Source organism: Kitasatospora sp. NPDC029367 (assembly GCF_055569135.1).
This window is the reverse complement of record NZ_JBVHYH010000007.1, coordinates 51107-64283: the sequence shown is the minus strand read 5'-3', so window position 1 is coordinate 64283 and position 13177 is coordinate 51107. Positions and strand designations below refer to the sequence as shown.

The window sequence follows — 13177 nt, the reverse complement described above, 5'->3', positions numbered from 1 at the left end:
AAACAACGCCGGCCCCCCCCTCTCGCTCCCCACCCCCTCCCTGCGCGGCGGCCCCCCCCCCCCCCCCCCCCCCCCCCCCCCCCCCCTCGACCGGGAGGAGCGGAGCTCAGACCAGGACCGGCTGCTCCACCGCGTCCTCGTCCGAGCCGCCGGCCTCAGCCGGGCCGGTCCCCTCCGGGCCGCTGGCCTCGACCGGCGCCACCGCCCGCTTGCGCGGCAGCGCGAACATCAGCAGGAACACCGCCGCCAGCACCCCCGCGACCCACCACATCGCGTGCACGAACGCCCCGCCGAAGGCCGTCCCCAGCGCGTCGGGCGCGACCACGTCGTCCATCGCCCCGAAGAAGGCGACCGACACCAGGCCGAGCCCGAGCGCGTTGCCGACCTGCTGCACGGTGTTGATCAGGCCGGAGGCCGAGCCGGCGTGCCGGCGCGGCACCTCGGACAGCACCGCGTCGGTGATCGGCGCGACGATCAGCCCCATCCCGAGGCCCATCACGACCAGCGGCAGCGCCATCTGCCAGGCCGAGATGGCCGTCCCGTACCGGTCGGCCTCCCAGATGTAGGTGAGCACGCCCGCCACCATCACCAGCGCGCCCGCCTGGAGCACCTTGCGCCCGAAGCGCGGCACCAGCTTCTGCACCGACAGCCCGGCCGCCGTGGAGACGGCGATCGAGAAGGGGATGCCGGTGGCACCGGCCTTGAGCGGGCTCCAGCCGAGGCCGACCTGCATGTAGAGGGTCCAGACCAGGAAGAAGATGCCCGTCGCGACGCCGAAGGCCAGCTGCACGCCGATCCCGGCCGCGAAGCTCTTCACCCGGAACAGCGACAGCTCGACCAGCGGCGAGCCGTCCCGCCGGGTCTTGACCCTCTCGTACGCCACGAACAGCAGGAACACCGGCAGGCTGCCGGCCATCGACAGGTAGCCCCAGAGCGGCCAGCCGGCCTCCCGGCCGTGGGTCAGCGGGTAGATCAGCATCAGCAGGCCGAGGCTGGCCAGCGCGACGCCGACCAGGTCGAGCTTGAGCGCGTGCTCGGCCTTGGACTCGTCGATGAAGCGGCGGCCGAGGAGCAGCCCGGCGATGCCGACCGGCAGGTTGATCAGGAAGATCGGCCGCCATTCGAGGCCGAGCAGGTTCCACTCGGTGAGCAGCGCACCGATCATCGGACCGGACACCGCGCCCAGGCCGACCACCGCGCCGAACATCCCGAACACCTTGCCGCGCTCCTCCGCCGGGAAGGTCGCGTGGATGATCGACAGCACCTGCGGCACCATGAGGGCGGCCGTCCCGCCCTGGAGGATCCGCATCGCGACCAGCATCTCCGGGCCGGTGGCCAGGCCGCAGAGCGCGGAGGCCAGCGTGAAGCCGGTGATCCCGATCAGGAACAGCCGCTTGCGGCCGTGGATGTCACCGAGCCGTCCGCCGGTGATCAGCCCGATGGCGAAGGCCAGCGCGTAGCCGCCGGTGACCCACTGGATGGCGCTGAACGAGGCTCCGGTGTCCTCCTGGATGCTGGGGATGGCGATGTTGACGATGGTCACGTCCACCAGGTCCATGAAGGAGGCGACCATCACGATCGCCAGCGCGATCCACCTCCGCCGGTCGGCTCCCGCCGTACTCATGCCGTTCTCCTCGCTCGTCCTCTTCTCCACGCCGAGGACGGTAGCGGCCATGTAGGTCAGGAGCTGTCCCAGTTCCTCCGGCATGCTGGACGGCATGACCGACACCCCGGCCCGGCTGCTCAACCTGCTCTCCCTGCTGCAGACCCCGCGCGAGTGGCCCGGCAGCGAACTCGCCGAGCGGCTCGGCGTCAGCCCCCGCACCATCCGCCGCGACATCGACCGGCTGCGCGAGCTCGGCTACCCGGTGCAGGCCAGCATGGGCGCGGACGGCGGCTACCGGCTGGTCGCGGGCACCGCGATGCCGCCGCTGCTGCTGGACGACGAGGAGGCGGTGGCCATCGCGGTCGGCCTGCGGGCGGCCGCCGGACACGCCGTGGTCGGCATCGAGGAGGCCTCGGTACGGGCCCTCGGCAAGCTGCTCCAGGTGCTGCCGGCCCGGCTGCGGCACCGGGTGGGCACCCTCAACACCGCCACCGTGCCGCTGCTCACCGGGGACGGCCCGACTGTCGACCCGGAGGCGCTGACCCTGCTGGCCGGCGCCGTCACCAACCACGAGCGGCTGCGCTTCGGCTACCGGGCCCGCGACGGCGCCGAGACCCGGCGCAACGTCGAACCCGAGCGCCTGGTCTCCACCGGCCGCCGCTGGTACCTGATCGGCTACGACCTGGACCGGGACGACTGGCGGCTCTTCCGGGTCGACCGGATCGCCGACCCCTTCGCCACCGGCGCCCGCTTCACCCCGCGCCCGCTCCCCGCCGAGGACGCCGCCGCGTTCGTGGCCAACCGGCTGCGCCGCTCGCCGACCCGCTCCATGGTGGCCACCGTCCACCGCCCCGCCGCCGAGGTCGACGGCTGGATGCCCTGGGCGGGCGACTACCAGATCGAGCCGATCGACGACCACAGCTGCCGCCTGCGCGCCCGCGCCGACTCGTTGAAGTGGATGGCGGCCGGACTGCTGATGCTGGACTGCGACTTCGAGGTGCACGAACCCCCGGAGCTGCGCGAGCACCTGCGCACGGTCGCCCTCCGGGCCGGGCGCGCCGCGGACGGCGGCCGCGCCCGGTGGTCCGGCGGCACCCCGACGGCGGGTGCCACCGGCACCTCACCGCCGTAGGGCAGCCGGAGGTTCGGGCACCGCGCTGCTCAGACCCCGTACTCGCCGGTCAGCAGCGCGCGGCCGAGGGTGTGGAAGGTGAGGTGGAAGCCCACCTGGGCCGGCGGGGTGTCGGCGCTGACGTCCAGCTTCTCGACGTCCAGCGCGTGCACCGCGAACACGTACCGGTGCGGGGCGCCGGGCGGCGGGGCGGCGCCGTCGTACTTGTTGGCGGGGAAGTCGTTGCGGCCGTGGAAGGAGTCCGCGCCGGGCAGGGTGTCGTCCGAGGAACCGGCGCCGCGCGGCAGCCCGACGGTGTCGGCGGGCAGGTTCAGGGCGAGCCAGTGCCACCAGCCGGAGCCGGTCGGCGCGTCCGGGTCGTAGCAGGTGACGGCGATGCTCCGGGTGCCCTCCGGAAGGCCGGACCAGGCCAGCTGCGGCGAGAGGTTGCCGCCCGCGTGGATGAACTCCTGGTCCAGCGTGGCGCCTTCGGTGAAGTCCTCGCTGCTCAGCGGGAAGGACGGCACCGGCGGCAGGAACTCGTACGGCAGCGGCGGGCGAACGCTCATGGGTGCACCTCTCACGGTCGGGATGACATCGGTCACTGTAATGGGGTGCACGACCGATCCGGCGGCCCCTACAGTCGATTCCATGGCCTCGAAACTCGCCCAGTTGCTCTCGGATTCCCGCCGCGCGCTGTTGACCATGCTCGGGATCCAGGCCGTCATCTGGTCGGTCCAGGTGGTGAACTGGCTGGACAACTACGACCTGTCCAGGGAGTACGGGCTGCGCTCGGAGCGGGTGGACGACCTGCCCGAGATGTTCACCATGCCCTTCCTGCACTTCAGTTGGGACCACATCATCTCCAACTCCTGGCCGCTGTTCGTGCTCGGCTTCCTGGCCGCCTACCGGGGCATGCGGAAGTTCCTGCTGGCGAGCCTGGTGATCACGGTCTCCGGCGGGCTCCTGGTCTGGCTGCTGGAGAGCCCGAACCACGTGACGGCCGGGGCGAGCGGCATGGTCTACGGCTACCTCGGGTACGTGGTGCTGCGCGGGGTCCTGGACCGCAACGTGCTGGACGCGGTCGTCGGCCTCGGCGTCGCCGCGGTCTACTGGACGATCCTGATCGGCGTGCTGCCGGTCTTCCCCGGCGTCAGCTGGCTGGGCCACCTCGGCGGGCTGATCGGCGGACTGGCCGCCGCCGTCCTGCTCCGCGACCGGGCCCGCCGGAAGCCGGTGCCCGCGGCCCCGGCTCCGGCCTCCGCCTCCGCCTCCGCGCCCGCCCCGGGCAGCCCGAACGCCGCCCTGCTCAAGGAGCTCGACGACCTGGGCCTCTGAGGGCCCCTCGCCCCCTCGGCCGATCGGCCGATCGGCCCCGCCAGGTATAGACCATTGCCACCCCTGCGGCTAGCGTGAACGGCGCACCTGCCCCCAGCTCCGGAGCCGCACCGTGGAGTCGTCCGTCCTCGCCTTCGCCACCGACCTGCTCGACGAGGGCGCCGACACCTTCTTCGGCAACCTCACCGACCGGGCCGGCGTCGGCGGCGTCACCCTGGCCTCGGTCTACCACGAGGCCCGGGACGTCTTCCCGCACAACCCGCGCCGGGTGATCCGCTACCTGGAGCCGGGCGCCGCCTACTTCCGCCCCGACCCGGCCCGCTGGCGGAGCCGCCGGCTGGCGCCCGTGCCGTCCAGCGCGATCGGCGAGCGCGACCCCTTCGCCGAGGCCGCCGCCGAGGCGGGCCGCCGCGGCCTGAAACTGCACGCCTGGACGGTCTTCTGCCACAACGACCGGCTCGGCTTCGCCCACCCCGACTGCGCCCCGGCCAACGCCTTCGGCGACCGCCACCTCACCGAGCTCTGCCCGGCCCACCCCGAGGTCCGCGAGTACGCGCTGACCCTGGTGGCGGAGCTCGCCCGCTACGGCGTGGACGCGATCCGCGCCGAGTCCCTGCACTTCCACGGCCTGCGCCACGGCTACCACCACGAGCGCTACTTCGAGGAGCTGGGCCCGACCGCCGAGGCCCTGCTGGGCGTCTGCTTCTGCCCGCACTGCCGCGCCGCCGCCACCCGCGCGGGCGTCCCGGCCGACCGGGTCGCCGAGGCCGTCCGGACCGAACTGCGGCACCGGCTGGCCGACCAGCACGCCGCTGCCGGGCCCGCCGACCTCAGCACCCTGGCCGACGGCGCCTTCGCCGCCTACGTGGACGCCTCCGCCGCCACCGTCACCGCGCTCGCCGCCGACCTCACCGAGCAGGCCCGCCGCCACGGCATGCGGCTGAGCTTCATGGACGGCGGCGGCCCGGGCAAGGGCTGGCTGTCCGGCATCGACCTGCCCGCCCTCGCCCGGGCCACCGACCAGATCGAGACCCTCGGCTACGCCGCGACGGCGCGCGAAGTCCGGGAGAAGGTCGCCGCGTTCGCCCTGCACGGCGTCCGCCCGGAGCGGATGGCGGTGATCCTGCGCCCGATGGCCTCGGACTGCGACGGCCCGGAGAACCTCGCCGCCAAGCTCGCCGAACTGCGCCGACTCGGCGTCCCCGAGGTCGAGTTCTACCACTACGGCCTGATGCGGCTGTCCTCGCTGGACCGGATCGGCGCGGCGCTCGGAGCCTGAACCCGGCGCCGCCACTCGGAGCCTGAACCCGGCGCGGCGCTCGGGGATCGACCCCAGCGCCGGCGCTCGTCAGCGCCGCCGCTTGGACGTCCCGAACAGGCTGCGCGAGATCTCCTGCCCGAGCTGCCTCCCGGCCGAGCGGGCGAAGGACTTCACGGTCGGGTTGTTGAGCAGCGAGCCCAGCAGCCCGCCCGCCCCCTGCGACTCCTCCCGCCGCGGTGCGGGCCCGGGCGCGGGTTCGGACTCGGACTCGGACTCGGCCGGCCCGACCGGTGCCGCGTCCGGCCGCGGCGCCCGGGCCGCCAGCTTCTCGTACGCGGACTCCCGGTCGATCGCGTCCCGGTAGCGCGCCGTCAACGGCGAGGCGTCCACGGCCGCCTGGAGCGCCCCCGGCTCGATCGGCCCCATCAGCGAGCGGGGCGCCCGCAGCCTGGTCGCCGCGACCGGCGTCGGCGCGCCCTTCTCGGAGAGCACCGTCACCACGGCCTCGCCGGTGCCCAGCGAGGTGAGCACCGTCGCGAGGTCGTAGGAGGACCGGGGGAAGGTGGAGACGGTGGCCTTGAGCGCCTTGGCGTCGTCCGGGGTGAAGGCGCGCAGCGCGTGCTGCACCCGGTTGCCGAGCTGGGCGAGCACCTCGGCGGGGACGTCCCGCGGCGTCTGGGTCACGAAGAAGATGCCCACGCCCTTGGAGCGGATCAGCCGCACGGTCTGGGTGATCGCCTCCAGGAAGGCCTTGGAGGCGCCCTTGAACAGCAGGTGCGCCTCGTCGAAGAAGAACACCAGCTTGGGCCGGTCGAGGTCGCCGACCTCGGGCAGCTCCTGGTAGAGGTCGGCGAGCAGCCACATCAGGAAGGTGGAGAACAGCCGCGGCCGGTCCTGCACGGCGGGCAGTTCCAGCACCGAGACGACGCCCCGGCCGTCCGGGGCGGTGCGCAGCAGCTCGGCGGTGTCGAACTCGGGCTCGCCGAAGAACGCCCCGGCGCCCTCGTTCTCCAGCACGGTCAGCGCCCGCAGGATCACCCCGGCGGTGGCGGCGGAGAGGCCGCCGATGGTGCGCAGCTCCTCCTTGCCCTCGGGCGAGGTGAGGTGGCCGATGACGGCGGTGAGGTCCTTGAGGTCGTAGAGCTCCAGGCCCTGCCGGTCGGCGTAGTGGAACACCAGGCTGAGCGAGGACTCCTGGGTCTCGTTCAGGTCCAGCACCTTGGACAGCAGCAGCGGGCCGAAGCTGGTGACGGTGGCCCGGATCGGGATGCCGGCGCCCTGCCCGCCGAGCGAGTAGAAGTCGACCGGGCAGCCCAGCGGCGTCCAGTCCTGTCCGACCTCGGCGGCACGGGCGGCGGTGCGCTCGCCGGGCGTACCGGGCGCGGCGATGCCGGAGACGTCCCCCTTGATGTCGGCGAGGAACACCGGCACGCCCTGGGCGGAGAGCTGTTCGGCGATCAGCTGGAGGGTCTTGGTCTTCCCGGTGCCGGTGGCCCCGGCGACCAGTCCGTGCCGGTTGAGCACCGCGAGCGGGACGCGCACCTGCGCGTCGGGGTACGCGGTGCCGTCCAGCAGCACCGCGCCGAGGTCGAGGGCCGGCCCGGTGAAGGCGTACCCGTCGGCGATCTCCCGGACGGTCGTCGGGGTGGGGGCGGAGTCCATCGGTGCACGCTCCTGGACGGGATCGGCGGTCGGAGGCCGGGCCTGAACCCGGCCGGGACCGGGCGATGTTCGCGACATTTCCCATCAAACAACCGCAATGGCCCCCGCGCAGCTCGCACCGGAGCGCGTGGCGGAGGCACGGCTGCTGCGCCGCGCGCCGTCCGAACGGTAGGCTTTCCGTGTGATCTTCAAGCGCATCGGCAATGGGCGGCCGTACCCGGATCACGGCCGGACGAGCACCCGACAGTGGGCTGACGTCGCCCCACGCCCGGTGCGGCTCGACCAGCTGGTGACCACCAAGGGCCAGCTCGACCTGGAAACCCTGCTGGCCGAGGACTCGACCTTCTACGGCGACCTCTTCGCCCACGTGGTCAAGTGGCACGGCGACCTCTACCTGGAGGACGGGCTGCACCGGGCCGTACGGGCCGCGCTGCAGCAGCGCCAGGTCCTGCACGCCCGTGTCCTGGAAATGGACTGACGGCCGCACTCCGACGACTCCGGACCGCCCCCTCGCCACCCGGCGGAGGGCGGTCCGCGCGTCCCCGGGTACCCCCTTTCGGGTACCGGGGTACTCCAGATGATGATCGTTTAGTACCTTCGCAGCTGTCCGGCACTACGCTGCTGACTACGGCCGCGACCAGGGGATCCGCCCGCTCCCGGAGGATCCCCCGCCCTGGCCCACCCGTCATCCCGACCCCGCCCTGGCACGAGGGGGAGACAGACCCGTGAGCATGTTGACTCCCCAAGGCCTCAAGGGGAAGCAGTACCGCGTCACCGGCAACGCCTACCCGCGGCTGGGCCGGCCCCCGAAGAAGAGTCGCAAGGTGATCGCCGCACTCGCGGCCCTGCTCGCCCTGGCCCTGATCGGCCTCGGCGGCGTCCAGCTGTACGACATCTTCCGCGGCAAGGACAAGAACGCCTCGGCCCAGGCCTGCGCCGCGCCGTCCGGGAAGCCGCTGGCCGCCCCGACGGCGGGCGCCACCCCGGGCGCCCCCGCGGCCTCCGGCGCGCCGGTCGATCCGCACGCCGTCCCGCAGCCCTCGGCCGTCACGGTGAACGTCTACAACGCCACCACCAAGGCCGGCCTGGCCGGGCGGACCGCCGACGAGCTCAAGAAGCGCGGCTTCACCATCGGCAAGGTCGGCAACGCCCCCGCCGAGCTGGACAAGAAGGTGCCCGGCACCGCCCAGGTGATCGCCGGCCCGACCGGCGTCGCGGCCGGCACCCTGGTGGGCGCCCAGATCGCCGGGGCGACCGTGACCGCCGACGCCCGCACCGACACCAGCGTGGACTTCGTGATCGGCGACAGCTACAACGCCCTGCTGGACGAGACCCAGGCGGCCGCGGCCCTCGCCCTGGCGATCAAGCCCTCCCCCACCCCGAGCGCCACCGGCAGCTGCTGAGGCGCGGCGGAGAACCGGCGCAGGACCGGCAGAGAACCAGGAGAGCCCCCCGGCAGACGCAGTGCCGGGGGGCTCTCGGACGCTCGGAGGGGTCGCTCAGCCGGCCGTGCCGTACAGCCGGTCGCCCGCGTCGCCCAGGCCGGGGACGATGTAGCCGTTCTCGTTCAGCCGCTCGTCCACGGCGGCGGTGACCACGGTGACCGGCAGGCCGGCCAGCTCGCGCTCCATCACCTCGACGCCCTCGGGCGCGGCCAGCAGCACCACGGCGGTGACGTCGGTGGCGCCGCGCTCGATCAGCATCCTGATCGCGGCGACCAGGGTGCCGCCGGTGGCCAGCATCGGGTCGAGCACGTAGACCTGGCGGCCGGAGAGGTCGTCGGGCATCCGGGTGGCGTACGTGGAGGCCTCCAGGGTCTCCTCGTTGCGCACCATGCCGAGGAAGCCCACCTCGGCGGTCGGCAGCAGGCGGGTCATCCCGTCCAGCATGCCGAGGCCGGCCCGCAGGATCGGCACGACCAGCGGACGCGGGTAGCTGAGCCGGGTGCCGAGGGTGACCGCCACGGGCGTGGTGATCTCCACCTCGTCGGTGCGGACGTCCCGGGTGGCCTCGTAGGCGAGGAGGGTCACCAGCTCGTCGGTCAGGCGACGGAAGGTCGGCGAGTCGGTGCGCTCGTCGCGCAGGGTGGAGAGCTTGTGGGCGACCAGGGGATGGTCGACGACGTGGAGACGCATGTACCGAGGTTAGCCCGGTCCTGGACGCCTGTACGACACGCCGTGCCAGGCCGCCGACCGGCGGCTGTCACGGTCCGGTGACACGCCGTGACGTGCCAGGAATGTCCGGACGGAACCGACTCCTGTGGTATCAACCCGGCCGTTCTGGGAATGTCACGTCTTATGACGAGCAACCCGAGGGCCGGGGACGGCTCGGCCGACGAGCCCGTCGACGGGCCGGCCCTTCGCGCCGGCCCGCCGCAGGAGCCCCCGGAGACCGAGTCGGAGCGCCGCAAGCGGCGGGCCGTCTTCCTGCGCGAGCTCGCCGAGGCCCGCGAGTTGAGGGAGCGGGTCCAGCCCCGGCGGACCAAGGAACGGCGGATGCGCGAAGCGATGCGGATGCGAACCTTCCGGATCTGACCGGCCCCACCGCCGACCCCGCCGCGGCGCCGCCGGGCGGCCGGATCGAATTCGACCGGCTTCGGACGGCCCCGCCCCGGCTCCGCCCCACGCCGCTCGGCCCTTCCGACACGACCTGCGAAGACGCGCTGCCGAACACTCCCCGCGAGGGCGGGCTTTCTGTCACGATTCCGAAGGGACGGTCCGAACAAGCGGACCGACTCTGGCGCGGGGGCGGCCAGATTTTCGCGCCGCCCGAGCGCGCCGACAGCCGAGACCGATGATCTTGGGAGTGTCCCTGGTGGCGTACTTCGCTGCAGTGCTTGCTCGCTCCGAGGACGGGTGGGATGTGAGCGAGACGGAGCTCGACGACGTCGAAACCCTGGCCGATCTGGCCGATCTGGCCCGCGAATCCGCGCAGGACGACGACAGCGTCCTGATCTTCATCGAACAGGAGGACTCCTGGTTCGCCATCGTCCGGGTGGACGGCGAGGACGACCCGAGGATCTTCGTGTCGGACGGCGCCGCCGCCGCCCGCAGCTCCTACGGCTCCGTCCTCACCGACGAGCTGGTCGACCAGGCCGGCGAGAGCGAGTTCGGCGACCTGGACCACCTGCTGGACGAGGACGCGGAGACCGAGGAGCAGGACGACGAGGACGCGGACGCCCACGGCGGCGTCCCGGTCGGCCCGCTCGGCGACGCCCACCTGCTGACCGAGTTCGGCCTGGCCGCCGACGAACTGCTCGCCCTCAGCGGCGAGGGCGCGGTGCCGGGCGACGCCCTGGAGGACATCGCCGAGGCCCTGGGCTGCGGCGAGGTCCTGGAAGCGGTCCGGTAGCGGCACCGGTCGCACCGGTGTCCGCCACCGGATGCCCGACACTGGATGCCATGCAGCCCGCATCCACCCCGCTGACCGTCCCGTACGTCCCCCCGCTGCCCGCCCCCGTCCGCCCCGACCCGGTCCGCGACCGCTGGGCGGCGCCGATGCGCCTCGCCATCGCCGAGGCCGCCCTGGCGCCGGCCACCGGGGACGTGCCGGTCGGGGCGCTCGTCCTGGGCCCGGACGGCGAGGTGATCGGACGCGGCCACAACGAGCGCGAGGCGGTCGGCGACCCGACCGCGCACGCCGAGGTGGTCGCGATCCGGCAGGCCGCCGAGCGGATCGGGGAGTGGCGGCTGAGCGGCTGCACCCTGGTGGTCACCCTGGAGCCCTGCACGATGTGCGCCGGCGCCATCGTGCTGTCCCGGATCGACCGGGTGGTCTACGGCGCCCTCGACGAGAAGGCCGGCGCGGCCGGCTCGCTCTTCGACGTGATGCGCGACCGCCGGCTCAACCACCGGCCCGAGGTGATCCCGGGCGTGCTCGCCGAGGAGTGCGGCGAGCAGCTGCGCGCCTTCTTCGACATCCACCGCTGAGCCGCCCGGCGACGGCCCGTCCGATACGGATTTCGTGACCGCGCCACCCGTCCGGTAGAGTTCCCCTCGGTAGCGTGTCCGAGCGGCCAAAGGAGCACGCCTCGAAAGCGTGTGTGGGGGCAACTCCACCGTGGGTTCGAATCCCACCGCTACCGCTCGAAAGCCCGAGGGCCCGTCCGATCACGGACGGGCCCTCGGCGTTTGCGCGCTCCGGACGGCGGCGGGGCGCCCCCTGACGCGGGAAAGCCCCCCGGACGCCCCGGACGTGGAAAAGGCTCCGCACTCCGGGCCGATGACCACCATTGCCCGGCTCGTACGGAGCCTTGGAGGGGGAGCGGCTCGGGGGGACTGACCGCTCCCCCGGCGGAGTCCCACAACCGGCGCCGCGAGGGGGGAAGCCGCGACCACCGGTCCCACAGCGGGGGCTCCGGATCCACGTGCCGGGGATTCCTGCCAGATCCTCGGCACGTCATCCATCCTGCCGCCCGGCCCCGGCCCGGGCACCCGGAGAAAGGCCCCACTCGCGGGGACCTTCGTCCCGCCGGGCGAACGAGTCGCACACTTGATAGCCCGTCCGGTGGATAAGCTGCCCTGCAGGACCGCTCGGGGACCGGATGACGGCGGCCCACCGCAGGGAGGAAGGTCACGATGGCGCAGGCGAAGAAGATCGGCATGGCCCTCCTGCTCATCTTCGTGCTCTACTCGATCATCACCTCACCGGCCCGGTCCGCCGAACTCGTCCAGCTGGGCTTCGAGGGCATCTCGAACGCGGCCAAGGCGGTCGGCACCTTCATGACCGGTCTGATCAAGTAAGGAGCGGCAATCGTGATCCGCCACCTGGTCCTGTTCAAGCTCGACGAAGGCGTCGCCAAGGACGAGCCGCGCGTGCTCGCCGCCGCCAAGGCCTTCGAGGAGCTCGGCGCGCTGATCCCCGAGCTGCGCGAGTGGGAGTGCGGCTGGAACACCACCGAGCGCGACATCGCGTACGACTATGCGATCAACAGCCTGGTCGAGGACCGCACGGCCCTCCAGGCCTACCTGACCCACCCCGCGCACCAGGCCGCGGCCGGCCAGTGGCGCGAGTTCGCGACCTGGGTGATCGCCGACATCGAGGTCTGACCCCCGCCGCCGTCCCCCGGACGGCCCGCGCCCGCCCCGCCCGGCTCACGGGCGGGGCGTCTTCGTCTGCCCCGGGACAATCCTTGCGGCGCCTCGCCGACAGGGTGGCCACCGGCTGCGCACTCCACCAACACACCTCCACCGGGTGCTTGCCCGACCTGCGCCCACCTTGTGATGCTATGACCGGTTTTGCCGGACATGGCGAGGTACCGAACCAGCCGCGACACCCGATCCGCAGGGCCCACCGTTGTCGACTTTGGGAGGGGGGACGTGTCCGTGGACGAGGTGTTGGCCGCGATCATCAGTCCGGCCGGCGAGCTCCGCCCGGACGGGCTGCGCGGCCCCGGCGGTCGACCCGCCGTGGACGTCCGGACGCTCACCCGGGTGCTGTTCGAGCGGCTCAGCGAGCTGCCCCCCGACGCCCCCGAACGGGAACGGGTCCGGGCCGCCCTGATCGAGGTGAACATCCCCCTGGTCCGCTACGCCGCCACCCGCTTCCGCAGCCGCAGCGAGCCGATGGAGGACGTCGTCCAGGTCGGCACCATCGGCCTGATCAACGCGATCGACCGCTTCGACCCGACCCGGGGCGTCCAGTTCCCCACCTACGCGCTGCCGACCATCCTGGGCGAGATCAAGCGCTATTTCCGGGACAACGTCCGCACCATGCACGTCCCGCGCCGGCTCCAGGAGCTCTGGGTCCAGGTCAGCGGCGCCATGGAGGAGCTGACGGTGCTGCACGGGCGGGCCCCCAAGGTGCCCGAGATCGCCGCCTGCCTGCGGATCCCCGAGGAGGACGTCCGGGCTTGCCTGGACGCCGGGCGCGCCTACAACGCCGCCTCGCTGGAGGCCGCCCAGGAGCACGAGGGCGGCCTCGCCCTGCTGGACCGGCTCGGCTACGAGGACACCGCGCTGGCCGAGGTCGAGCACCGCGACATGGTCCGCCACCTGCTGGTCCAGCTCCCCGAGCGGGAGCGGCGGATCGTGATGCTGCGGTTCTTCGCCAACCTCACCCAGTCGCAGATCAGCACCGAGCTGGGGATGTCGCAGATGCACGTCTCCCGGCTGCTCTCCCGGATCCTGACCAGGCTTCGGACCGGCAACTCCTGGGAAGAGTGAGATTGCAGCGCGTTACCCCGGTGTGACATCTTGCG

15 protein-coding genes and 1 tRNA gene are annotated in these 13177 nt (G+C 73.0%); 12 read left to right on the top strand and 4 right to left on the bottom strand.

Annotated elements, in window-relative coordinates; translation table 11 throughout:
- Positions 1–106 precede the first annotated feature (106 nt).
- Entirely contained in the window at positions 107–1624 is a 1518-nt protein-coding gene (locus ACZ4W5_RS06490; protein ID WP_465653395.1) for an MFS transporter, read from the bottom strand.
- A 94-nt stretch (positions 1625–1718) separates the two neighbouring features.
- On the opposite strand from ACZ4W5_RS06490, the gene ACZ4W5_RS06485 reads away from it, so the two are divergent.
- Positions 1719–2738 (top strand): helix-turn-helix transcriptional regulator, encoded by a 1020-nt coding sequence (locus ACZ4W5_RS06485; RefSeq protein ID WP_465653304.1) that lies wholly within the window; start codon positions 1719–1721, stop codon positions 2736–2738.
- A gap of 29 nt (positions 2739–2767) precedes the next feature.
- On the opposite strand, the gene ACZ4W5_RS06480 is transcribed toward ACZ4W5_RS06485, so the two are convergent.
- On the bottom strand, positions 2768–3286 hold the full coding sequence (locus ACZ4W5_RS06480) for a YbhB/YbcL family Raf kinase inhibitor-like protein (protein WP_465653302.1): 519 nt from the start codon (positions 3284–3286) through the stop codon (positions 2768–2770).
- Positions 3287–3368: 82 nt separating this feature from the next.
- Between ACZ4W5_RS06480 and ACZ4W5_RS06475 the strand changes: the two genes are divergently transcribed.
- Both ACZ4W5_RS06475 and ACZ4W5_RS06470 read left to right on the top strand, forming a co-directional pair.
- Entirely contained in the window at positions 3369–4055 is a 687-nt protein-coding gene (locus ACZ4W5_RS06475) for a rhomboid family intramembrane serine protease (protein ID WP_465653300.1), read from the top strand.
- Between the two features lie 112 nt (positions 4056–4167).
- Positions 4168–5334: a hypothetical protein gene (locus ACZ4W5_RS06470; RefSeq protein ID WP_465653298.1), complete on the top strand. Its 1167-nt coding sequence runs from the start codon at positions 4168–4170 to the stop codon at positions 5332–5334.
- 69 nt (positions 5335–5403) lie between these two features.
- Here ACZ4W5_RS06470 and ACZ4W5_RS06465 read toward each other — a convergent pair whose 3' ends face one another.
- Entirely contained in the window at positions 5404–6978 is a 1575-nt protein-coding gene (locus ACZ4W5_RS06465) for a helicase HerA-like domain-containing protein (RefSeq protein WP_465653296.1), read from the bottom strand.
- A gap of 181 nt (positions 6979–7159) precedes the next feature.
- On the opposite strand from ACZ4W5_RS06465, the gene ACZ4W5_RS06460 reads away from it, so the two are divergent.
- Positions 7160–7456, top strand: a complete 297-nt coding sequence (locus ACZ4W5_RS06460) for a type II toxin-antitoxin system VapB family antitoxin (protein ID WP_030273186.1) — start codon at positions 7160–7162, stop codon at positions 7454–7456.
- 253 nt (positions 7457–7709) lie between these two features.
- On the top strand, positions 7710–8381 hold the full coding sequence (locus ACZ4W5_RS06455) for a LytR C-terminal domain-containing protein (protein ID WP_360227710.1): 672 nt from the start codon (positions 7710–7712) through the stop codon (positions 8379–8381).
- Between the two features lie 96 nt (positions 8382–8477).
- On the opposite strand, the gene upp is transcribed toward ACZ4W5_RS06455, so the two are convergent.
- Positions 8478–9113 carry a uracil phosphoribosyltransferase gene (upp, locus tag ACZ4W5_RS06450; RefSeq protein WP_049650159.1) on the bottom strand — a complete coding sequence of 212 codons (636 nt, stop codon included), beginning with the start codon at positions 9111–9113 and terminating at the stop codon, positions 8478–8480.
- A gap of 162 nt (positions 9114–9275) precedes the next feature.
- On the opposite strand from upp, the gene ACZ4W5_RS06445 reads away from it, so the two are divergent.
- The 7 genes from ACZ4W5_RS06445 to ACZ4W5_RS06415 all read left to right on the top strand — a co-directional run bounded on the left by ACZ4W5_RS06445 (position 9276) and on the right by ACZ4W5_RS06415 (position 13142).
- A complete protein-coding gene (locus ACZ4W5_RS06445; protein WP_360227214.1) occupies positions 9276–9512 on the top strand; it encodes a hypothetical protein in 237 nt (78 codons plus the stop codon).
- Between the two features lie 259 nt (positions 9513–9771).
- On the top strand, positions 9772–10329 hold the full coding sequence (locus ACZ4W5_RS06440) for a tRNA adenosine deaminase-associated protein (protein WP_360227217.1): 558 nt from the start codon (positions 9772–9774) through the stop codon (positions 10327–10329).
- Positions 10330–10379: 50 nt separating this feature from the next.
- The gene (gene tadA, locus ACZ4W5_RS06435; RefSeq protein WP_465653295.1) at positions 10380–10907 is read left to right on the top strand and encodes a tRNA adenosine(34) deaminase TadA; all 528 of its coding nucleotides are present in this window, start codon (positions 10380–10382) and stop codon (positions 10905–10907) included.
- A gap of 68 nt (positions 10908–10975) precedes the next feature.
- Positions 10976–11062: transfer RNA gene (locus ACZ4W5_RS06430), tRNA-Ser, on the top strand.
- Between the two features lie 493 nt (positions 11063–11555).
- Positions 11556–11720, top strand: a complete 165-nt coding sequence (locus tag ACZ4W5_RS06425) for a hypothetical protein (protein WP_188304848.1) — start codon at positions 11556–11558, stop codon at positions 11718–11720.
- Positions 11721–11732: 12 nt separating this feature from the next.
- The gene (locus tag ACZ4W5_RS06420; RefSeq protein ID WP_360227223.1) at positions 11733–12026 is read left to right on the top strand and encodes a Dabb family protein; all 294 of its coding nucleotides are present in this window, start codon (positions 11733–11735) and stop codon (positions 12024–12026) included.
- A gap of 270 nt (positions 12027–12296) precedes the next feature.
- A complete protein-coding gene (locus ACZ4W5_RS06415; protein ID WP_402484872.1) occupies positions 12297–13142 on the top strand; it encodes an RNA polymerase sigma factor SigF in 846 nt (281 codons plus the stop codon).
- Positions 13143–13177: the final 35 nt, after the last annotated feature.